A 20,708-nucleotide genomic window follows, 5' to 3' on the forward strand; every position below is an offset into this window, starting at 1 on the left:
GCGGGCAAACAGTTTTGGCAAAGAAACGTGGTCAGCCGGCTCGACCGGCCGCCTGAAGGGCGCGGATGCGATCGGCGACGCTGGGGGGCAACTCCTCCCCCGCCTCCAAGGGCGCGGACATTTCGACCTTACCCTTCTTGGCTTCGGCCTGCATCTGCGCTTCCAGCTTACTGGCGATCCGCGTCACCTCGGCGCCGATATCGACGATCGCCTGGCGCAACAAGGCATCGCCTTCGGTAGCCGCCGTCACGCTGGCAGGAAGATTGGTGGAGAGAAGATTGGCGGAAACATGGGCCGCGCTGCCGGCATCCGCCGGCGGCCGTCCCGCCTGGCGCAGTGCCGTCAGCTCCAGCCGCATGGCTTGATTGTCCTTGCGCAGAATATCGATGGCGCCCTGCAGAGCATCACGTTCGGCGCGCATCGCAGCCAGGCGTTCGGACGCGAGACGTTCGGCTTCCTTGGCGCTGCGGCCATGAGCGTCGACGGTCTGGCGCAGCGCGCTTTCCCGTGCGCTCAAGGCTTCCATGGCCCCTTCCTGTTCGGTGACCTGGGCCGCCAGACGCGAACGGGCGCGCTGGTTGGCGCGCTCCTGCGTCTCCATCGCCTCGACGCGCGCCTGGGCTTCATCCAAGGCCGATTGCAGGATGTTGCGTTTGGCATGGGCGGCCGAGGCATCGAACCGGGCGGCTTCGCGCTCGCGCGTCAACAGATCGGCTGCGGCGATCTTGTCGGTCAGTTGCAACTGGCTCGCCGAGAGGCGGCGCTGCACGTCCTCCAGCTCCATCTCGAGACTGGAAACATGCGTATCGAGAGCGCCGAGGCTGGTGCGCTGTTCATTGGCGATCTGTTCGAGCGTCGCATGCCGGCCCTCGAGATCAGCAAGCGCCGCGCCACGGCGATCGGCAAGCCCCGTCACGTCGAACACTTCGGTGCGCAAGGCGCCGAGTTCGCCTTCGGCCTCGCGCAGAAGCCGCTCAGTCGTCGCCAGCTCGGCGCGTAAAGTTTCAATATCCTTGCGCGAGGCGGCGAGCTTGCCGTCGAGATCCACAAGCGCCGTCGCCTGCCGGCCCATTTCCACCTGCTGTACGGCGGAGGTTTCAGCCAGATGCTCGTTCTTTTGCTCGATGCGGCGGGTGGCGGCGGCGAATTCGGCGCGCAATTGATCGCGCTCGGCAACAATCTCGGTCATCGACAACGGCATCTGCATTTCGAGGCGCCGCGTCGACAGCCGCACGGCCCGCCGCCAGAAGGCCGGCAGGAACAACAGCGTCAGAAGCCCCGCGAACAGGAAGCCCAGCGCGAATATCATGATCTGTTCGATCAAGGGGTCACATGCCCATCGTTTAGGCCCGGACAATGCCACGTATGACCGGACAAATCAAAGATTTACCGGTAAACACCATCCCCCGGGCCGCCCTTCAACTGGGAGGACCGCGCCGCCATTTCAAGCCGTTTTCCCTGTTCTCAGAACGGGTTCCACGTCGATTGGTCGGTGAACTTCAGATAGCCGAGGTTGACGCCGAGCCGCGCGCCGACACCGGTGCGGATCGGCGCCACGACCACCCCGTCGGCGACCAGGGCCGTCATGCCGAAGCCGCCGATGAAATAGGCCGAACCGTCGATGCCGCCGTAACGGCGGTAGATCGCCTGGGTGCTCGGCAGGTTGTAGACCAGCATCATGGTGCGCGCGCCCTCGGCGCCCGCGTCGAAGCCGACCGACGGCCCCTGCCAATAAATTTTCTGATCGCCGGCATTGCGGGTGTACATGGTGCCTTCGCCGTAGCGGGCGCCGGCGACGAAAGCGCCGCTCGCCTCCTGGCCCAGCACATAGGCATTGGGCTGACCCCAGCGGCGGGTCGCTTCCTCGACCACCGAGGCCAGGCCCCGAGAAATCGTGCCGAAAAAGCGATGCCCGCTATCGAGCAGCTCATGCGGCTGGAATTGCTGCGGACGCTCCTGCGCCAGCGCGCCAAGCGGGCTCAGCCCGACAGCCGACCCGGCGGCCAGAGCGGTCATGAAATCCCTGCGCGAAATCGTGTTGCGCATTGTCGTCCCTCATCCTTGCCGGACATTCGGCCCGCATCTTTCAGGGCTGATTCCGGTGAAACTGCGGTCGAATTATGCTGCGCCCAAGGCCAGGCGCGCTGGCCCGTGGCCTCCCGCAGACTGCCCCACCATAGTTAATGAAACCTTGCCATTTTAGCGGGCAACTGCCGCTAAATCATCGGTCTGAACTATTTCTCGTACCTCGCCCTGCGGCTCCAAAGACCGTTTCCGATCCCGAAACGATGCGCTATAGCAGCCCGCGACCTCGGCGAACCGCCCGCACCGGCAAGCCGCAACCGCCACGCACCAACCATCAGGCTGGGCGATATCGGCACCTAGGAGGATAACGTTCCCATGCGGTATATTGACTGTTTCAACCATTTCTTCCCGCAGAACCTGTGGGACAAGATGCTGTCCACGCCCGGTGCCGCCGCCGACATCGGCTCCCGCATGCGCGGCATTCCCGCCATCTACGATCTCGACCGGCGCAAGCAGGTCTGCGATCAGTTCCGCGCCAAGCAGGACTATACCCAGGTCATCTCGCTCGGCATGCCGCCGCTGGAAGCGCTCGGCACGCCCGAACAGGTCGAGGAATTCGCCAAGCTCGGCAATGATGGCATGGCCGATCTTTGCGCCAAGGAGAAGGATTACTTCTGCGGCTGGCTCGCCTCGCTGCCGATGAACTCGCCCAACGCCGCCAAGGAATTGGAACGCGCCTTCAAGAACGGCGCCTGCGGCGTGCAGATCCATTCCAACATCAACGGCAAGCCGCTCGACGAGGAAGAATTCCGTCCGGTCTTCGAAGTCGCCGAGAAGCATAACAAGATGGTCTTCATCCATCCTTCGCGCGGCGCCTACGACCTCGCCGACTACAAGAGTGAGAAGAAGTCGAAGTACGAAATCTGGTGGACCTTCGGCTGGCCCTACGAAACCTCCGTCGCCATGGCGCGTCTGGTGTTCGGCGGCGTGATGGACGAATTCCCCAAGCTGAAAGTGCTGGCGCATCATCTGGGCGCCATGGTGCCCTATTTCGAAGGCCGCGTCGGCCCGGGCTGGGATCAGCTTGGCAACCGCACCACCGACGAAGACTACAAGACTCTGTTGAAGAACATGAAGCGTCGCCCGCTCGACTACTTCAAGGACTTCTACGCCGACACCGCCGTGTTCGGCTCGAAGGCGGCGACCGATTGCGGTCTCGCCTTCTATGGTCCCGATCGTGCCATGTTCGCGTCCGACTGCCCGTTCGATCCGGAGAAAGGCCCCGGCTATATCCGCGAGACGATCGCCATCATGGAAGAGCTCAACATGAGCCAGGCCGATAAAGAGAAGATCTGCTACAAGAACGCGCAGACCCATCTCGGCATCAAGTAAACCGATCCATTCACTCTGCATTGCAGAGCGCATGACGACGCCCGGCCAAAAGCCGGGCGTTTGCTTTTTTGCGTATTGCACCGTCTGATTTTCGCGTGCAGGTTCGTCGATGGAGAGGGCACATCGGGGAGGGAACACATGCGTAAGCGCCAACGCGCTTCGACGATCGCCGTCATGGCTTTGCTGGCATCGATGACTGCGATCACATCGGCCTCGGCACAGCAGTTGAAATTCATCGTCGGCACGGCCGCTGGTGGCGCCATCGATGCTTACGTACGCGTCATCGCCGAGCATATGAGCAAGACGTTGGGCAAGACCTATATCGTCGAAAGCCGGCCCGGCAATTCGTCAAATCTCGCCGCGCAATATGTCGTCAGTGCTCCAGCCGACGGCACGACGATCATGATCGGCACCCAGGCCTTGATGGAAATCAATCCGCATGTGTTCAATCATCCACGCTGGTCGCAGTCGGACTATCTGCCCCTCATCAAAGGCGTCGAAGCGCCGCTGGTCCTCGTCGCCCATCCGAGCGTGCCGGCCAAAACCTTCAAGGAATTTCTCGATTGGGCGAAAAGCAGAAGCGGCTTTCTGAGCTATGCCTCCTACAGCCCCGGCACCCCCTCGCATTTTCTGGGCGCACTGCTGAACGAGCGCTTCGATCTCAATCTCAACCATGTGCCCTATCGCGGCTCGGCGCCGCAAACCGTCGACCTGCTCGCCGGCCACGCACTCTTCGGCTTCACCCAGACGCAATCGGCTGTGCCCAATGTCGAGACGGGCAAGATGCGCGCTTTGGCCGTCACCAGCGAGAAACGCTTCCCGCAATTGCCTGACACGCCGACCTTCGCCGAATTGGGTTATCCGGAATTCAACACCGGCATCTGGTTTGGGCTGCTGGTCCGCAAGGACACGCCGCCCAATCTCGTCGAGCCGTTGTTGAAGGCTGCCGTCGCCGCCCATGGCGATCCGGAGGTGCGAAAACTGCTGGAAGCCCAGGGATTCCTCATCTCCGGCGAGACCGGCGACAGTTTCGCCAAGGCGATCTCGGCTGGCAGCGAGCGCTGGGCCAAGCTGGTGCGCTCCACCGGATTCAAAGCTGGCGACTAAATAGGTTCGATAGAAACATCTAAGTCCCGTCCAGCACCTGCATGAACTGACCATCCGCGGTTTCGATCGCGGGGGCAAAATCGGTATTCAGCAGCGATCCGAAAATCATGAGGATGGCGATACGCCCGTTGTCGTAATAGCTGGCATCGCTGACCTCGATTTCCTCCGGATCCAGCGAATTCCAAATATTCTCCGGCTGCCCAACGAGATCGTCGGGCATCAAGCCGGAGCGCCGGTGCACGTCGATCATCGGTTCGGTGGCGCTGCTTTTGATCGCCGCCACGTCGGTAAGCAAACGGGACATGGCGGCGGCCTGCGCACTCGACGGCCCTTCCCGCTCGGCGCGGACGATGAGATCGAACTCTTTTTGGAATGCCTTGAGGAGAAGACTGCCGCGCCAATAGGCGCTGAAATATTCAAGCTTGCCGAAAGGCGGAAGCTCCAAAACAGGTCTTTGAAAAATGGCCACGGCCGATCTCCTTCAATCCCGCTCCCGCCCATCCGCCGAGCGTGAACAACCGCTCTTAGCCTGCCACTTTGGCGGGTTTCAGACAGCGTTTTTGAGGCAAGGGCCGTCCCAGTTTAAAACGTGATGCGAAATCAGCCGATTGGCTGGGCCAGCCCTCTTTCACCCGGATCAGGTCACGACACAGGCGGCGGGGATAGTGTGGATTATCCCCAGCCGGGCGTTGACGCGCGGCCTGTGGAAACGGCAACGTCATCGGCCAAATGGCACTGGGCCTCGGCCCAGGCGCCCACACATTTCCAGTTCAGAGCAGGTCATGGACGACACTTCCGGCGTCAACGGTTCGCATCTTCGTTCCTTCATCGAGCGCATCGAGCGCCTTGAAGAGGAGAAACGGACGATTTCCGACGACATCAAAGAGGTTTACGCCGAAGCCAAGGGCACCGGCTTCGACATCAAGATCATGCGCAAGATCGTCTCGTTGCGCCGGCAGGAAGTGAACAAGCGCAAGGAAGAGGCCGAAATCCTCGATCTCTACCTCAACGCGCTCGGCATGGTCGAATAATACGTCCCGCCTATCGGGCCCGGCGCGCGACATAGCCGAGCACCGCATTGCAGGCGCCGGCGATGATGAAGACGATGATCAGCAGCGCGTAGAGCGTTGGAATATCGAAGCGCTGATAGATCGTGTTGACCATATAGCCCAATCCCTGATTGGACAGCTTCGTTTCCGCCAAAAGAACCGTGATCAACGCATTGCCGAGACCAAGCCGGATGCCGGTCAGCACCGGGATGCGCATGGCTGGCAAATAGATTTTCGTCGCCATCTGCCACGGCGTCGCCCGGAACGAACGGCCGACGCGGATGATCACCTTATCGATCTGGCGCATGCCCGCCGCCGTCGACAGCGCCACGGCGAAAAAGCTCGCCAGCGCGCCGAGCGCGATCTTTGAGGCGAGCCCGACGCCGAACCACATGATCATGATCGGAAACAGAATGATGCGTGGCGTCGGCGAGAAGTAATAGAGATAGGGCTCGAAGGCGGCGCCGAGAAAACGGTTCGCACCGAGCAGAATGCCGACGACGACGCCGGCGATCGTGCCGATGCACAGCGCCGCCGCCGCTTCCAGCAACGTCACCTGCAGATTGGCCCAGAACGCCGGATTGACCAGCAGCCTGAAAAGCGCCTGGGCGATCGACACCAGCGAGGGAATGATGTCGGCGAAGAACCAGCCCGAGCGCGACAGGAATTCCCATATGGCGACGAAGGCGAAAATCACCGCCAGGCGCACGTAGAGCACCTGACGCGTCTCGCGCCGTTCGCGCACTTTGCGCGTCACGGGAGCGGCCATCGTCATCGCGCCGGTTGCAGCCATTTTTCGACCCATTCGAGAATGATGAAAAAGATCATGCTGATGCCGATGACGAAGCCGATGCTCGCATAGGTGCCAGGCATGTCGTAGCGCTCGGCCAGATCGTTGATGAGCTGGCCGAGACCGCCGAGATTGACCAGGAACTCCACGCCGATCACCGCAATGACGCAGAACGTCCAGCCCAGGCGAATGCCCGTGAAGATCGACGGGATCGCCGACGGGAAGAGGATTTTCCAGAACATCTGCGCTTCGCTGAGGTTCAGGCTCTTGCCGACGTTGACGAGCACGCTGCGCGTCTCCGACAGGCCCTCCACGGTCTTGAGCACGATCGGTGCCAGGCCATAAGCGAAGGCGATGACGATGACCGTCATTGAACCACGGCCGAACAACACCATGAACAGGGGATAGGCCAGAACGATCGGCGCCGCAGCCAGCGCCGCCACCCAATCTTCCAGCGCCCGGCGCAGGATGTTGAAGCGATAGAGCAGCACGCCAAGCGGCACGCCAACGGCGATACAGGCAAAGCCCGCGCTCAGCACTTCGAAGGCCGATGTGCCGGTGCGTTCGATGACGCCTTCTTCGGCAACGATGCGTTCGAAAGCGGCCAGCACTTCGCTCGGCAGCGGAATGATGTAACGGTTGAGGACGCCGATCCGCAGTAGCACCTCGAAGATCACGCCCACGGCCACGATGGTCAGGGCGCCAACCGTCAGAGGAAACCACCGCGTCGCCGTCAGCGGCGCACGACGCTCAGCCACGGCGGCGATCCGCACGCGCCACCTGTTCGCTCTCCTGCATGCCGCGGCTCGCCTCTTCACGCAGGTCGTTCCAGATGTCGGCCACATGGCGGCCGAACGCATCGCTGCCGACCACGTCGGACGTGCGCGGCCGTGCCAGATCGATATCGGCGATCCGCTTCACCTTACCCGGGCGATAGGTCATGACGACGATGCGATCGGACAATTGCACCGCTTCCGTCAGATTGTGGGTGATCAGCAGGGTCGTCTGCTTCAGCTCCTGCTGAATCTGGGTGATCTTGTCGCCGAGCAGCAGGCGCGTCTGCTCATCGAGCGCCGCGAACGGCTCATCCATCAGGAGAATACGCGGATTGGAGACGAGCGTGCGCGCGATCGACACGCGCTGCTTCATGCCGCCGGAGAGTTGCGAAGGATAGCGCTTCTCGAAACCATCGAGACCGACCATGCCGATGAAGTGACGGGCGCGATCGTAACGTTCCGATTTGGCGACGCCGCGCAATTCGAGCGGAAAGGCGACATTGTCGATGACGCTGCGCCAGGGGAAAGTCGATTCCTCCTGAAACACCATGCCGACAGCCGGATGCGGCCCAGCGATGCGTTCGCCGTCGATGCGCACGTCGCCGCCATATTCGCCCAGCATGCCGCCAATGATGTTGAAGAGCGTCGATTTTCCGCAGCCCGACGGACCGATGACGGCGACGAATTCGCCTTGCTTCACATTGAAGGACACATGATCGACAGCGGTGACCGCCTCCTCGGCATCGCCGAAGGTTTTGTAGACGTCATCGATGATCAATACCGGCTTATCCGCGTCGAGGCTCGCGCCAGGCCGCGTCGCTGTTTGCACAGAACCCATCGGACGACAGTTCCCTTCCCAGAATTATTCGATGTCTAATCTTTTTTTATTGAGTTACAAAATTACACGTTGAGGTCAATAGCTCAAATTGCCCTCAGCAGTGTATCACAATCAAGCGATGGCTTCAGCGCAACTTTCAGTTCGCGCGCGCTGTATCCGCTTCGGCGCGACGGCCAACGGCCGAGGCCATGTTGTCGGACGTTTCCGCCTGCACCGGGATCGGCGGTCCGAACATCGCCGCTTTCAAATCGTTGCGCGACGACGCGCGCAACGGCGCCACGGTGGAGCCCACGAGGCTCGCCACCGGCGTCTGCGAAATGCTGGCCGGCGACAGCAGCGACGAGAAATTGGAGCGATCAAGCCGTGCGGCCGAGAGCGGTGCTGGATGCGCATCGCGCGCTGCGCGTACGCCAACGAGACGCGCGACGACGGGCGCGCTGCGTTGTTGTTGCGGCCGCGCCACCGGCTTGACGGGCTCGCCCTGCAGCGGCGCGAAAGCCAGAACGCTGCTGCCCGCGCTGGCCGCAACCGGCGTGCCCTGGGTGATGACGGAAGGCAGGCCCGGCGTCGCCGCCACCTTGCTCGACCCCGTACCACCGATGAGCGCGGCAAGCGCTTCGCGCGCGGCCGGCCGCGCGGTCGGCATCGGCACGTCGGTTTTAGCTACGTCGGTTTTGGCCGGATCAGCTTTGGCGAGAACGATGAGGCTGGCGGGACGCTGCGGCGGCAGCGGAACGGCCGCCATGATCATCGCCTCGACCTGCGTGTCCGACGGACGGCGCGGCGGCAGCGGCACGTCGGCGACCTGGATCTCGGTCTGCAAATCAACCGGCTTTCCACGCGGTGCCGGGCCTGTCGGCGCGGTGGCCACGGGCGCAGGAACTGCAGCAACGGGGGCCGCCTGTTGTTGCGGCTGCGGCGCCGGCTGAGCCGTCGCCTGGAGCTGCGCTGCGGCCACCTGCGACGGATCGCGGCGAGCTGCGTCGGAGCGGAAGAACGAGGCGGAGGAATTATCCTCGGCCGCGGCATAGGCTGTCGTCGGTGGGGTCGCCGCGGCGGTGCGAACCGGCGCCGGCGCGCCACGGCGCGAAGCCACCTGAGTGCGAACCGGAGCGGTATCCTCTTCCTCTTCACCCCAGCCAAACAGGGTGGCGAAGAAGCCCTTGCTCTGAACCTGCGCCAAGCTCGGCACAAAACCACCGCCGCGCGCCTCGATCTCGGCCCGCGCTTCTTCGTAGCGCGCCATTGGCTGGCCGTTGGCCGGGATGTGAACGGTCTTGCCGTCGGGGAACAGGCGGGCGAGCTGATCGTAGCTCATGCGCGGCCAGGCCCGGACGGAACCGACATCGAGATGGACGAAAGGCGAATTCGCGGACGGATAATAGCCGACACCGCCGCGCTGCATGCGCATGGCGGTCTCGCGGATATAGGACATCGGCACGTCATCGACGTGGATGTCCATCGCCCGGCCTTGCGTGTGCTGGGAATATTCGGCCACGGCGCGCGAACGGCGGCGCAGCATGGAATTGGTCTCGGGCGAGCGGTAAGCCGACTGCACCCGGATGACGGAACGCGAACCGGCGCCGCGCTGCGCCTCCCAGATCACGTCGAACAGGCGGGGATCCATGCTGATCTGTTCGTCACGCCGCCAATCGCGCAGGAACCAGTTCAATTGTTTCAGAACGGTCGGGTCGTAACTGCCGTTGACGCGGAAAGTGGCGGAAATCGTTTCGCCCGTATGGGCATGCACCAGATTGATGGTGCGGGTGTCGCCGTTGGCGATGGCCGTCTGAGTCGAACTTGTGGATAGCGCGGTGAGAACGAAAGCGAGCGACCCGCCGGCCGCAAAAAATTTGAAAAAACGGCGCGATGCCGTGCGGAGGCGCGGGTTCTGCAAAGCCAAACTCACCTTTTCGTCAGACCGAGACACGGGTTGCGGTCAATCACTCCGCTAACGATGATTGCCCCGGTACGCAGGGTAATACATTGTTAACGCAAGCAAATTGTTACCGAAAACCGTTAACGGCGCGTAACGGTGCGAGCAATTGCCCGAGATGCGGCGTGACTTTAGTCAATCCGCAGCTCGATGAAAAGGCTTAGAAAACGTGGCCATTTTGTGTCGAGAAACGACAACGCCCCGAAATGTCATGCTTCTGGCGGCTTCAGGCACTCGGCGCGGCGGCGGTGCGCAACTTTTGCAAATGCTGCTCCCACAGCAACGCTTGGCGGACGATGACGTCGAGATCGTCATATTTCGGCGTCCAGCCCAGCACGGCGCGAATGCGATCGTTGCCGGCGACAATGGCAGCAGGATCGCCGGCGCGCCGGCCGGAAATCGTCACCGGAAAATCAACGCCCGAGACTTTCTTGACGACGTCGATCACTTCCAGCACCGAATATCCCCGCGCATAGCCGCAATTGCAGGTGATGCTGTCCCCGCCACCGCGCAGATAGCGCAACGCGTCCATATGGGCGGCGGCGAGATCGCTCACCTGAATATAGTCGCGCAGGCACGAGCCATCGCGCGTCGGATAATCAGTGCCGAACACTTCCATGCCCGCGCGGTGACCCAGCGCCGCCTGCACCGCCACTTTGATCAAATGGGTGGCATTGGCGGTCGATTGGCCGGTACGCCCCTTTGGATCGGCCCCCGCCACGTTGAAATAACGCAGCACCGCATAGCGCAGGCCGTGCGCCTTCGCCGCATCCTGCAACATCCACTCGACCATCAGCTTCGAACGGCCATAGGGACTGACGGGCTTGAGCGATTCATCCTCGGTCACCGGATTGCTTTCCGGGTCGCCATAAACCGCCGCCGTCGATGAAAAGATGAAATGCTGCACCCCGCCCTCGATCGCGCTCTCGATGAGGCTGCGCGCCTTGGCGGTGTTGTTGAGATAATAGCCAAGCGGATCGGCCACCGATTCCGGCACCACGATCTTGGCGGCGAAATGAGCGATGGCCGTCACGTCGTAACGCGCCAGCGTCTCCGTGATCAGATCCTCGTCGCCGAAATCGCCCTGGACGAAGGGAACCTCCGCCGGCACCGCCCAGCGGAACCCGGTCGACAGATTGTCGAGCACGACGACTTTTTCGCCGGCATCGAGCAGTTCCAGAACCATATGGCTGCCGATATAGCCGGCACCGCCGGTGACAAGTACGGTCATCTGTCCTCACAGCCTGCGGATGACATCAAAAAAACGCATCACCCGATCTTAACGGATTCGCCCCTAACTGGTCGCATCGCTCCGGACGATGAAATCCCTATGAACCTAAATTCATATGAATTTTTGGCCGAAGCATAGGCTTTTGCCAGACGAGGTTAAACTTGTAAGCTTAAGGCTATGCAGGGGGATGAGGACCGTAACAACTCTGGGATGGATGCTTTATGGCCAAACGTATTCGCAAAGCCGTTTTCCCTGTCGCTGGCTTGGGCACGCGTGTGCTCCCCGCCACCAAATCCATCCCGAAGGAAATGCTCACCGTCGTTGACCGGCCCGTTCTGCAACATTGCGTCGACGAGGCACGCGAGGCCGGCATCGAACATTTCGTCTTCGTCACCGGCCGCAACAAGGCGGTGATCGAAGATCATTTCGACATGGCCTACGAGCTTGACGATACGTTGCAGAAGCGCGGCAAGCTTAAGGAATACGAGGCGCTGCGCGACGACCTGCCGGCGGCCGGCGCCACCAGTTTCACCCGCCAACAGGCGCCGCTGGGTCTCGGCCATGCGGTCTGGTGCGCCCGCGACATCGTCGGCGACGAACCGTTCGCCGTAATTCTCCCCGACATGATTACTTTGCCCGGCGCCAAGAAGACGCGCTGCCTGGGCCAGTGCATCGAGGCTTACGAAAAGCACGGCGGCAACGTCATCGCCGTCGAGGAAGTGCGGCCGGAAGACACGCATATGTATGGCATCGTCTCCGTCGGCAAGGATTTCGGCCACACGTTCGAGATCAACGGCATGGTCGAGAAGCCGCCCCAGGGCACGTCGCCGTCCAATCTCATCATCTCCGGCCGCTACGTGCTGGAACCGCAGATCTTCGACATTCTCGCCAATGTCGAGAAAGGCGCCGGCGGCGAAATCCAGCTCACCGACGGCATGAAGAAACTGTCCGAGAAACAGGGCTTTTTCGGCGTGCGCTTCGACGGCAAGACCTATGATACCGGCTCGAAGGTCGGCTTCCTCGCCGCCAACATCGCCTTCGCCATGGCACGCGACGACATCCGTCCAGGCTTCCTGGCGGAATTGAAGAAGATCGTCGGCACGATCTGACCATCCGCGCTTCGGCGTGCGCCTCAACCTTTGAGTTGGGCGAGCACGCCGGCGAGGTCGCCCATCCCCCAATGCTCGGCAAGCTTGCCGTTTCGCACGCGGAAGATATCGCAGGACGTGAAGCGCAGCGGCTTGCCGGTCGGCGGCATGCCGAAATAGGTGCCGCCATGGGTGCCTTGATAGACGAAACTCGCCGCCACTTTGTCGTCGGCCGCGAGCTGCGCCTCGATCGTCACCTTCAGATCGGGCATGCCCACCAGACGCGCCTTGAAGAAGGCGACGCTTCCCTGCTTGGGCGTCATGCCTTGCGGTGGCGGCGGCGTCGCCGCACTGACCTGATGGTTGACATAGCCGTCATCGAAAAGCGCGGCGAAACCATCGATATCATGGGCACTCAGCCGAGCGGCGAATTGCTCCATGAGCGCATTCGACTCGGCGGCCGCTCTCGCCACGCTGGGCAAAGCCACTCCACCAGCCAACAGCAATCCGCTCTTGAGGACGTTTCTGCGCGCTTGCCCCATGGACACTCTCCTCTGCTGACAACAACAGATACTGGCTTCGGCAATGCGCGGCGGACGCGATGCCGATCCTCCGATTTATCACGGATGAGGCCTGTTGTAAGCAATCGCGGCGATGGCCTGAAGGCCAGGCTCAACGCTGCAAGCGAAGCCCAAGCAGAAAGACGTTGGCCGTATAATCCGCGCCGAGCTGCGACGACTTCAGCCGCTCGTAGGTATAGCTGCCTTTGATCACGATCGAGCGCGTCAGGCTGTATTCCGCCTTCAGGCCGGCGGTGTAATAATTTTCAGTGAGGCTCACGCCGCGATATTGATTGTTGGTCAACGACGCCGTCATGCCGATCGTCAGATTGCGCAGCAGCGCATGGGAAACTTCGACCGACCCCGTGCGGCTGATCGCACCCGAAGCGCCCGCCAAGGTCGTCTCGAAGAAATTGGTCGTGCCACGCAATGTCACCGTCGTCAGCGGCGTCGCCGTCCAGATCAACGAGGCATCGATCGCCGGCCCGCTCAAGCTCGGCAGGCGCGTATCGTCATATTTGCGATTGCCATAGCCGCCGGAAATCTGCCCGGTGAGCATCTGGCTGAACTCGAACGAGGAACCGAGCCGCGCGAGAATGCCGTTCGAATTGCGGGCATAGCCGGAATCGTCGATCGGCTTGTCGCGTTTGCGGGTGTCGACGGTGACTTCGGCGAAGGGAATGATGCCCGGCGTGATTTCATAGGCGAGGCGACCACGCAGACCATAAGTATTGTAGTTGTTGTCCGACAGCGGCACGTTGGTGCCATTGTTCAGGCGGCCATCCTCATATTGCACGCGATCGGCCAGTGCCGTGACCGAGGCTTCCAGCCGCCCAAGCTTCTGCGTAATGCCTGACGACGCACCGTAAGAGGCCACCAGCGGGCGCCCCTGCAGACTGGTCGGCAGGCCCGGCGTGCCGGGACGTTGTGTCGTCAACGATCCCCGCAGCTCGAAATTCAACGCCGTGTCGCGCGTCGCATCGACCCGCAGATTGACCGTGCCCGTGCCATCGGGACGGTCGGCCTCCGGCACTTTTGAATAACGCGAATAGCCGCCCTTGATGTCGGCGCGCAGCTCATGGTTCGACCAGTTCGATTGGGCCTGGAGGCCGGCATCGAAGCGCAGCAGTGTCGAGCCCTTGGGCGAATTCACATCCGCCGTGCGGTTGGGATTGGTGTCATAACCAGCCGACGTCTCGACGAACGGCTTCAGGCGCAACGAGCCGACATCGATCCCCAGCGGCGCATAGGGCGCCGGATCGACGATCGGCGGCTTCTTGCGCGCGATGGTCGGCACCTGCGCATAATTGGGCGGAGGCGGCGGTGGATTGGCGATGGGATCGACCGGACGCTTGGCCATGGGCGATCCCGGATAAGGCACCAGGGCCGGCAACGGCCGCGCGGGCGTTTTGCGCCGGCCTTTATAGTTCAGGCGTTTGTCCGGCTGCTGGCGAGGCCGGCCGTAATTGGTCGAGGTGAACGGCCCGACCGGCCGACGCGCGGCCGGGGTCACGAGATTATTGTCGGTATCGTCACCGAAAGCATCGTTGCCGGCACCGCTCTGACCGCCGGATTGTCCACTGCTGCCGTCCGTCGGCGCCATCGGCATGTCCGTTCCGGCGCCAACCGCCTGTGCCGTCGATGTTCCGGACGTCGACCCCGAGGACGCCCCGGAGCCGGAAGAAGGCCCGAATGACTGCCGAAGCGGCAGGCTGGAAGACTGGCTGCTGGAAGACCGACTGCTGGCCGACGAACTGGAGGATGAGCCGGCCGTCTGCCCATAGGCGCCGTTGAGCGCCCCAGCCACAAGCAGGGCGCCGACACTGCCGGCAAGCCGGATTCGGGCAGTCGGAAGTCTCAACTTTGGCACCTGGCGCCGGTCCACTCCGGCGGTTCGAATGGTGAATCTAGCGTTAAGGATTTATGGTTAATGTCGCGTTACCAGATGCTTGCCGACGCAGCGGAGACATTAAGAAAGGCCTGGAGAGCGAGCTTTGGCTGACAGATCGGGCAATTTGCTCTAGGGAACCCGCCATGAGCGCACCGAATCCCGCTTCCCCCACCCCCGGCGCCACCACGGCCTCCGCCTTGCGCACCCTCGGCCTGGAGCGCGCCGGCCTTGCCGCCATCGAAACCGTGCTGAAGCTGCAGCCGCAGAGCGGTCTCGCCGCGGCGCTCGAAATCGCCGTCAGCCGCATCGCCGCCAGCGAAGGCCGCGTCATCGTTTCCGGCATGGGCAAATCCGGCCATATCGGCCGCAAGATCGCCGCTTCTTTGGCCTCGACCGGCACACCCGCCTATTTCGTCCATCCGGGCGAAGCGAGCCATGGCGATCTCGGCATGATTCGCCCCAACGACATTCTGTTGCTCCTGTCCTGGTCGGGCGAGACGGCGGAACTGGCCGACATGATCACCTATTCGCGCCGCTTTTCGATCCAGCTCGTCGCCATCACGTCGAATGCCGACAGCGCGCTCGGCCGTGAGGCCGACATCTGCCTGCAGTTGCCCAGCGCCGAGGAAGCCTGTCCGAACGGGCTGGCGCCCACCACTTCGACGACCATGCAGCTCGCCATGGGCGACGTTTTGGCCGTCGCTCTCCTCGAAGCCAAGGGATTCACGGCGCACGAATTCCGCCAATTCCACCCGGGCGGCAAACTGGGCGCGCGCCTCTCGTTCGTGCGCGACATCATGCACAAGGGCGACGAAATCCCGCTGGTCGCGACAGGCTCGGCCATGCGCGAGGCCATTATCGAGATGAGTGGCAAGCGCTTCGGCTGCGTCGGTATTGTCGACGGCCACGGCCGCCTCTGCGGCATCATCACCGACGGCGACCTGCGCCGCCGCATGGAAAAGTCCGGTGATTTCATCAACGAGCCGGTCGACGCGATCATGACCAGCAAGCCGATCACCGTTTCGCCGGATCTGATGGCCGCGGAAGCTTTGGCGCTGCTCAACGACAAGCGCCGCTCGGTCCTGCTCGTCGTCGACGAGGCCCAACGTCCAGTGGGCGTCGTCCACCTGCACGACCTGCTGCACCTCGGCGCGGCCTGACCGCTTGGCGGTTCGGCGCGCTATAACAGAGCTATAACGACCGATCGCATCGAAAATTTTTGCAGAAATTTTTCTGCAAGATTGCGTTGCACGCGCATTTGCAGATTTGCAGAACGCGTCGTTCCGCGTCATGCTCGCTTCATGTCCGAGGGAGGGAGAGGGATATCAACCCCTCGGCGCGAGGGAGAGATATATGCGGGGACGCGACATCGTCGGCGCAACGCGCCGTTTCATGCTTGCTGCCGGTCTTGCAACAAGCGCTGCTTTGGCCGCCACGGCCTTTCAAGCACAGGCTCAAGCACCATCAGGACCGCCGATCCGCATCGGCAGCACATTGGCGCTGACCGGACCGCTGGCACAGACCGGCGCCATTCATAAGATCGTCGGCGATCTCTTCGTCGCGCAGTTGAATGCCAGGGGCGGCCTGCTCGGCCGCCCGGTCGAATGGGTGTTGCTCGACGATCAGTCGAAACCGGACATCACACGCACGCTCTATGAGCGTCTTATCACCGTCGACAAGGTCGATCTCATCATCGGCCCCTATGCGACGGCGGGCATTCTGTCGGCGATGGCGGTGGCGCAACGCTACAACAAGGTCCTCGTGCACAGCACGTTCGGCATTCCGAAAATGGCCGCCTATGATCGCCAGTTCCCGGCCTGGCCGCTCGGCATCGACCCTGAAAAGACCATGCCGAACGATTTGCTCGACGCGCTGGCTTCCATCGGCAAGACGCCGAAGTCGATCGCCATCGTCACCAGCAAATTCCCGTCGGTGCAATTCGTCGCCGTCGGCGCCCGCGAAGTCGCCAAGGCGCGCGGCGTCAAGGAAGCGCTTTATCTCGAATTCGAGTTCGGCACCCGCGACTTCGGACCGATCGCCGCGCGCGTGCGCGAGGCCGATCCCGATCTGCTGTTCGTCGGCGCCATCGGCCTTGAGGGCAACCAATTGCTCGAAGCGCTCGACAAGCTGAACTACAAGCCGCGCAATCATTTCTACGTCTATCCGACACCAGGCCCGCTGGCGACCTCGCCGCTCGGCAATGATGCCATGGCGACGACTGCCTTCGAAAACCTGCCGCCGCTCAACAAGAACCCCGAGGCCGCCGCCTTCGCCAAGGCGTTCACGGAAGCCGCGACCAAGGCCGGCCTGCCTTATACGGAGCCGGAAACCCAGGCGGGCGCGAGCTGGTCGATGTGGGAAATCCTCACCGGCGCGATCAAGGCCACCAAGTCGCTCGACGACAAGGTGCTGGCCGACCACATCAAGAAGAATGGCTCCGACACCGTGCTCGGTCACATCAGCTTCGACGGCCAAAACAACTACGGCAAGAACCTGATGCGCACCAAGCAAGTGCAGCAGGGCAAATGGGTCATCATCTGGCCGAAGGATATGATCACGCCCGGCTATACGGTCCAGGGCAAGTAAAGCGTCATCAGAGAAACAAGCCATCACCCGATGAGCGCAACGCTGTTTGGACAATCGGTACTGTCGGGGATTTTCGCCGGCAGTCTCTACGCCTTGATGGGGCTCGGCATGAGCCTCTCCTGGCGTTACCTGCGAGTCATCAACATCGCCCATTTCGGCCTGGTGTTTCTGGCCGCTTACATGACCTATGAATTCGCCGGCGTGCGCGGCTACAGCGCGCTCGCCGTCGCCCTCCTGCTGATCCCCCTGTTCTTCGTGCTGGGCGTGATCCAGCAGGTGCTGATCCTGCGCTTCAACGTCAACGAATTCTCTTCGCTGATCGTCACCTATGGTCTGGCCATCATTGCCGAAGCGGTGATCCAGCTCATCTGGTCGGCCGATTTCGTACGCTACGAAAATCGCGCCTTGCACGGCAATGTCGAGGTCGGCACGCTGCTCTTGCCGGTGGCGGATATCTTATTGGTCGTCATCGCTGTCGGCCTGTGCGTCGCTACCTGGGCCGCCATGCGCTTCACCTGGCTCGGCAAGGCTTTGCGCGCCGGGCTCGACAATCCCGCCATCGCCGCCGCCTTCGGCGTGCCGAACCAGCGTTTGCTGTTGCTGGTCTCGGGCTTCTCAGCCGCGCTTGCATCGGTCGCCGGTGTCTTCGTCGCGCTGCTTTACACCTTGGCGCCGAGCCAAATCCTGTCCTGGCTCGGTGTCGTCTTCGCCGCCGTCCTGCTCGGCGGCCTCGGCAATCCTCTGGGACTTCTCGCCGCCGGCATGCTGATCGGCGTCAGCGAAGCGATCACCATGGCGATCACCGCTCCGTCCTGGGCACCGGTCGTGCCCTTCACCATCCTGATCCTGCTTCTCGTGCTATGGCCGCAACGGGTGTGAGTGGAATATGGCCTCGGTAACCGCAGACACGCCCGTCATTCCCACCCGCTCCGCTGCCGCACGCTTTGGCGTGCCAACCACGCTTGCCGTCGCGCTGGTCTTGCTCCTCCTGTTGCCCGCGCTCGGCCTGCCGCCATTCTTCGAATCCTTCCTCTATCTTCTATGCCTGTGGATTTCGCTGGCGACCTCCTGGACCATCATCAGCGGCTTCACCGGTTATTTCTCCTTCGGCCATGGCGCTTTCTACGGCGTCGGCATGTATACGACCGCCAATCTCGGCGCCTCGCTGCCGATCCTCGTCTGCCTCGTCATCGCCGCGGCATTGGCCGCCTTGCTGAGCCTGGGCATGGGTGCCGTGATCTTTCGCGTGCGCCGATTGCGCGGCGAACTGTTCGCGCTGCTGACTTTGGCGATGACCATCGTCGTCGCCACGATCGTCCTCAACACGCCGATCGACGGCGGTCCGGGCAAATATCTGCTTGGCGTGCAATTGCCGCGCATCTACGACAATTCCGCCACGACGATCTACCTGCTCGGCGCCTGCGTCGCCATCGGCACGCTCGCCATCACCTATTTCATACAATACGGCCGGCTCGGCCGCGGCCTCTTCGCCATCGCCGACGATGAGGATGTCGCCGAAGGCCTGGGCGTTCCCTCCTATCGCTACAAGCTGATCGCCTTCGCCATTTCCTCGGCCATCGCCGGCGTCATCGGCGCCGTCCATGCCATCTTCGTCAGCTATGTCACCGTGTCGGAAACCTTCTCCAGCACGGTGGCGCTGTTCGTCATCCTGATGAGCGTCATCGGCGGCATGCGCCATTGGCTGGGTCCGGCCATCGGTGCGGTCTTCGTCACGACGATCAACTTCGTCTTCGTCTCCGGCGATTCCGCGCTCGCCGCGCGCATCGTCATCGGCCTGGCGCTGATCCTCGCCACTTTGTTCCTGCCGGAAGGCGTCGCCGGTTTCGTGCAGAAACAGGTGCACAAGCGCCGCGCCGCAGCCAGCAGCAACACCGACACTGCCCCGCACGCGCTCGTGCCAGCCGCACCCGTTGCCGCAGCGCCGACAGCCACAGAACGACCCATTCTCTTGAAAGGCGAGAACATCAGCCTCGCCTTTCGCGGTGTACAGGCGCTCGATGGCGTCAATTTCGACATTCGCCAGGGCGAGATTCTCGGCCTCATCGGCCCCAACGGCTCGGGGAAGTCGACGCTCATCAATGTGATGAACGGTTTCTACAAGCCCGACACCGGGCGGCTGCTGTTCGAGGGCCACGATCTGGCGCAAATGCCGGCGCATCGCATCGCGCGCCTCGGCCTCGCCCGCACCTTCCAAATCCCGCGCCCCTTCCCGCATCTGAGCGTGCTCGACAATGTGATGGTGGCGGCCATGTTCGGCGGCGCCGCCTATCCGCAGGAAACGGCGCGACGCAAGGCGCTTGAAACGCTGGATTTCGTCGGCCTCGCCAATCGCGCTGGCGCTTTTCCGAGCGAGTTGAACCTGCACCAGCGCAAATTCCTCGAACTGGCGCGCGCGCTCGTCTCCGATGCCCGCCTCGTCATGCTCGATGAAGTTTTGGCGGGCCTCACGCCGAGCGAAATCACCAGCGCCATCGCCATGGTCCGCCGCATCCATGGTGGCGAGCGCACCATCGTCTTCGTCGAACACAATATGCGTGCCGTGATGGAACTGACCGACCGGCTGATCATCCTCAACCAGGGCAAGCTGATTGCCGAAGGCGATCCGCGCACGGTGATGGACGATCCGGCGGTGATCCGCGCTTATCTGGGGACGAGCGATGCTGAAGGCTGACGCGGTCTGCGTGGGCTATGGAGAGGCCCTCGCGCTCTCGAACATCTCCTTCGATCTGGGCGCGGGCGAACTCGTCGCCATCATCGGCCCGAACGGCGCCGGCAAGACCACTTTGGTCAATGCGCTGGCGCGCCTGCTGCCGATCCGCAGCGGCGGCATTCTGCTGGATGGCGAGAACATCGCCCGACTGACGCCGCAGCAATTGGCCGATCGCGGCGTCGCCATCATTCCCGAAGGCCGCCGCCTGTTCACCTCGATGACGGTCGAGGAAAATCTCGAACTCGGCTGCTATCGGGCCGCCGCCCGTGCCCATAAGCGCGAAGGGCTGGAGCAGGCCTATGCCATGTTCCCCATTCTCGGCGAACGGCGCCGGCAGATTTCCGGCACGCTGTCGGGCGGGCAGCAGCAGATGGTGGCTTTCGCCCGCGCGCTGATGGCACGTCCGCGCCTGCTCTTGATCGACGAACCGTCGCTGGGCCTGGCGCCGGTCATCATCAAACAGGTGTTCGAGACCATCGCCCGCATCCACGCGACCGGGGTCTCCATTCTGCTGATCGAGCAGAATGCCACCAAAGCCTTGGAAGCGGCGCAGCGCGCCTATGTGCTGGATTGCGGCCAGATGATCGCGTCAGGCACGCCGGACGAATTGCGCCAACGGCCCGAGATCGGCGCCGCCTATCTCGGGCACGGACACTGAAGCAGCACTCCCAGTGACGGTGAGCGCCAGGCGCCTCAGCCAGCACATAA

At 62.6% G+C, this 20,708-nt stretch carries 20 protein-coding genes; 10 read left to right on the top strand and 10 right to left on the bottom strand.

All coding sequences use genetic code 11. The annotated features are described in order from the left end of the window. Nucleotides 1–31: 31 nt before the first annotated feature. Together OIM99_RS24235 and OIM99_RS24240 are read right to left on the bottom strand one after the other, a co-directional pair. Nucleotides 32–1,309, bottom strand: coding sequence for a hypothetical protein (locus OIM99_RS24235; protein ID WP_311853064.1), 1,278 nt, complete (start codon nt 1,307–1,309; stop codon nt 32–34). A 155-nt stretch (nt 1,310–1,464) separates the two neighbouring features. Then, nucleotides 1,465–2,046 (bottom strand): DUF1134 domain-containing protein, encoded by a 582-nt coding sequence (locus OIM99_RS24240; RefSeq protein WP_311853065.1) that lies wholly within the window; start codon nt 2,044–2,046, stop codon nt 1,465–1,467. Nucleotides 2,047–2,400: 354 nt separating this feature from the next. On the opposite strand from OIM99_RS24240, the gene OIM99_RS24245 reads away from it, so the two are divergent. Further along, entirely contained in the window at nt 2,401–3,417 is a 1,017-nt protein-coding gene (locus OIM99_RS24245) for an amidohydrolase family protein (RefSeq protein ID WP_311853066.1), read from the top strand. Nucleotides 3,418–3,555: 138 nt separating this feature from the next. Next, nucleotides 3,556–4,524: a tripartite tricarboxylate transporter substrate binding protein gene (locus tag OIM99_RS24250; RefSeq protein WP_311853067.1), complete on the top strand. Its 969-nt coding sequence runs from the start codon at nt 3,556–3,558 to the stop codon at nt 4,522–4,524. Between the two features lie 19 nt (nt 4,525–4,543). On the opposite strand, the gene OIM99_RS24255 is transcribed toward OIM99_RS24250, so the two are convergent. Further along, entirely contained in the window at nt 4,544–4,993 is a 450-nt protein-coding gene (locus tag OIM99_RS24255) for a DUF6985 domain-containing protein (RefSeq protein ID WP_311853068.1), read from the bottom strand. Nucleotides 4,994–5,306: 313 nt separating this feature from the next. On the opposite strand from OIM99_RS24255, the gene OIM99_RS24260 reads away from it, so the two are divergent. Continuing rightward, nucleotides 5,307–5,555 (top strand): DUF2312 domain-containing protein, encoded by a 249-nt coding sequence (locus OIM99_RS24260; protein WP_311853069.1) that lies wholly within the window; start codon nt 5,307–5,309, stop codon nt 5,553–5,555. Nucleotides 5,556–5,565: 10 nt separating this feature from the next. On the opposite strand, the gene OIM99_RS24265 is transcribed toward OIM99_RS24260, so the two are convergent. The 5 genes from OIM99_RS24265 to galE form a co-directional block, all read right to left on the bottom strand. Beyond that, nucleotides 5,566–6,366, bottom strand: coding sequence for an ABC transporter permease (locus OIM99_RS24265; protein WP_311853070.1), 801 nt, complete (start codon nt 6,364–6,366; stop codon nt 5,566–5,568). After that, on the bottom strand, nt 6,345–7,121 hold the full coding sequence (locus OIM99_RS24270; RefSeq protein ID WP_311853071.1) for an ABC transporter permease subunit: 777 nt from the start codon (nt 7,119–7,121) through the stop codon (nt 6,345–6,347). The genes OIM99_RS24265 and OIM99_RS24270 overlap by 22 nt, the downstream gene beginning before the upstream one ends. Further along, the gene (locus tag OIM99_RS24275; RefSeq protein ID WP_311853072.1) at nt 7,114–7,977 is read right to left on the bottom strand and encodes an ABC transporter ATP-binding protein; all 864 of its coding nucleotides are present in this window, start codon (nt 7,975–7,977) and stop codon (nt 7,114–7,116) included. Before OIM99_RS24275 ends, OIM99_RS24270 begins: the two co-directional genes overlap by 8 nt. Nucleotides 7,978–8,113: 136 nt before the next feature. After that, complete coding sequence (locus OIM99_RS24280; protein WP_311853073.1) at nt 8,114–9,880, bottom strand: DUF882 domain-containing protein; 1,767 nt, start codon at nt 9,878–9,880, stop codon at nt 8,114–8,116. Nucleotides 9,881–10,139: 259 nt separating this feature from the next. Beyond that, nucleotides 10,140–11,144, bottom strand: coding sequence for a UDP-glucose 4-epimerase GalE (gene galE / locus OIM99_RS24285; protein WP_311853074.1), 1,005 nt, complete (start codon nt 11,142–11,144; stop codon nt 10,140–10,142). Between the two features lie 221 nt (nt 11,145–11,365). Between galE and galU the strand changes: the two genes are divergently transcribed. Next, nucleotides 11,366–12,253 carry a UTP--glucose-1-phosphate uridylyltransferase GalU gene (gene galU / locus OIM99_RS24290; RefSeq protein ID WP_311853075.1) on the top strand — a complete coding sequence of 296 codons (888 nt, stop codon included), beginning with the start codon at nt 11,366–11,368 and terminating at the stop codon, nt 12,251–12,253. Between the two features lie 23 nt (nt 12,254–12,276). Here the strand turns inward: galU and OIM99_RS24295 are convergent, their stop codons facing one another. Then, nucleotides 12,277–12,774: an ester cyclase gene (locus tag OIM99_RS24295; RefSeq protein ID WP_311853076.1), complete on the bottom strand. Its 498-nt coding sequence runs from the start codon at nt 12,772–12,774 to the stop codon at nt 12,277–12,279. A 130-nt stretch (nt 12,775–12,904) separates the two neighbouring features. Next, nucleotides 12,905–14,395, bottom strand: coding sequence for an outer membrane beta-barrel protein (locus tag OIM99_RS24300; protein WP_311853077.1), 1,491 nt, complete (start codon nt 14,393–14,395; stop codon nt 12,905–12,907). Between the two features lie 4 nt (nt 14,396–14,399). Here OIM99_RS24300 and OIM99_RS24305 point away from each other — a divergent pair, with 4 nt between their 5' ends. From OIM99_RS24305 to OIM99_RS24330, 6 genes are all read left to right on the top strand, one after another. Next, a complete protein-coding gene (locus OIM99_RS24305; RefSeq protein WP_311853078.1) occupies nt 14,400–14,576 on the top strand; it encodes a hypothetical protein in 177 nt (58 codons plus the stop codon). Between the two features lie 250 nt (nt 14,577–14,826). Then, nucleotides 14,827–15,843 (top strand): KpsF/GutQ family sugar-phosphate isomerase, encoded by a 1,017-nt coding sequence (locus OIM99_RS24310; protein ID WP_311853079.1) that lies wholly within the window; start codon nt 14,827–14,829, stop codon nt 15,841–15,843. Nucleotides 15,844–16,036: 193 nt separating this feature from the next. Then, nucleotides 16,037–17,269, top strand: a complete 1,233-nt coding sequence (locus OIM99_RS24315; protein ID WP_311853080.1) for an amino acid ABC transporter substrate-binding protein — start codon at nt 16,037–16,039, stop codon at nt 17,267–17,269. A 30-nt stretch (nt 17,270–17,299) separates the two neighbouring features. Beyond that, complete coding sequence (locus OIM99_RS24320) at nt 17,300–18,148, top strand: branched-chain amino acid ABC transporter permease (RefSeq protein WP_311853081.1); 849 nt, start codon at nt 17,300–17,302, stop codon at nt 18,146–18,148. A 7-nt stretch (nt 18,149–18,155) separates the two neighbouring features. Then, nucleotides 18,156–19,961, top strand: coding sequence for a branched-chain amino acid ABC transporter ATP-binding protein/permease (locus tag OIM99_RS24325; protein ID WP_311853082.1), 1,806 nt, complete (start codon nt 18,156–18,158; stop codon nt 19,959–19,961). After that, complete coding sequence (locus OIM99_RS24330; protein WP_311853083.1) at nt 19,948–20,658, top strand: ABC transporter ATP-binding protein; 711 nt, start codon at nt 19,948–19,950, stop codon at nt 20,656–20,658. The genes OIM99_RS24325 and OIM99_RS24330 overlap by 14 nt, the downstream gene beginning before the upstream one ends. Nucleotides 20,659–20,708: the final 50 nt, after the last annotated feature.

The sequence above is a fragment of the Methylocella sp. CPCC 101449 genome (assembly GCF_031921685.1).
In the GTDB taxonomy this organism is placed as follows: domain Bacteria; phylum Pseudomonadota; class Alphaproteobacteria; order Rhizobiales; family Beijerinckiaceae; genus Terripilifer.

Coding starts and splice junctions, on each gene's coding strand:
- OIM99_RS24245 (WP_311853066.1), top strand. CDS start 2,401: ATGCGGTATATTGACTGTTTCAACCATTTCTTCCCGCAGAACCTGTGG.
- OIM99_RS24300 (WP_311853077.1), bottom strand. CDS start 14,395: ATGGCGCCGACGGACGGCAGCAGTGGACAATCCGGCGGTCAGAGCGGT.
- OIM99_RS24330 (WP_311853083.1), top strand. CDS start 19,948: ATGCTGAAGGCTGACGCGGTCTGCGTGGGCTATGGAGAGGCCCTCGCG.
- OIM99_RS24235 (WP_311853064.1), bottom strand. CDS start 1,309: ATGATATTCGCGCTGGGCTTCCTGTTCGCGGGGCTTCTGACGCTGTTG.
- OIM99_RS24240 (WP_311853065.1), bottom strand. CDS start 2,046: ATGCGCAACACGATTTCGCGCAGGGATTTCATGACCGCTCTGGCCGCC.
- OIM99_RS24265 (WP_311853070.1), bottom strand. CDS start 6,366: ATGGCTGCAACCGGCGCGATGACGATGGCCGCTCCCGTGACGCGCAAA.
- galE (WP_311853074.1), bottom strand. CDS start 11,144: ATGACCGTACTTGTCACCGGCGGTGCCGGCTATATCGGCAGCCATATG.
- OIM99_RS24250 (WP_311853067.1), top strand. CDS start 3,556: ATGCGTAAGCGCCAACGCGCTTCGACGATCGCCGTCATGGCTTTGCTG.
- OIM99_RS24305 (WP_311853078.1), top strand. CDS start 14,400: ATGTCCGTTCCGGCGCCAACCGCCTGTGCCGTCGATGTTCCGGACGTC.
- OIM99_RS24315 (WP_311853080.1), top strand. CDS start 16,037: ATGCGGGGACGCGACATCGTCGGCGCAACGCGCCGTTTCATGCTTGCT.
- OIM99_RS24275 (WP_311853072.1), bottom strand. CDS start 7,977: ATGGGTTCTGTGCAAACAGCGACGCGGCCTGGCGCGAGCCTCGACGCG.
- OIM99_RS24310 (WP_311853079.1), top strand. CDS start 14,827: ATGAGCGCACCGAATCCCGCTTCCCCCACCCCCGGCGCCACCACGGCC.
- OIM99_RS24260 (WP_311853069.1), top strand. CDS start 5,307: ATGGACGACACTTCCGGCGTCAACGGTTCGCATCTTCGTTCCTTCATC.
- galU (WP_311853075.1), top strand. CDS start 11,366: ATGGCCAAACGTATTCGCAAAGCCGTTTTCCCTGTCGCTGGCTTGGGC.
- OIM99_RS24320 (WP_311853081.1), top strand. CDS start 17,300: ATGAGCGCAACGCTGTTTGGACAATCGGTACTGTCGGGGATTTTCGCC.
- OIM99_RS24295 (WP_311853076.1), bottom strand. CDS start 12,774: ATGGGGCAAGCGCGCAGAAACGTCCTCAAGAGCGGATTGCTGTTGGCT.
- OIM99_RS24325 (WP_311853082.1), top strand. CDS start 18,156: ATGGCCTCGGTAACCGCAGACACGCCCGTCATTCCCACCCGCTCCGCT.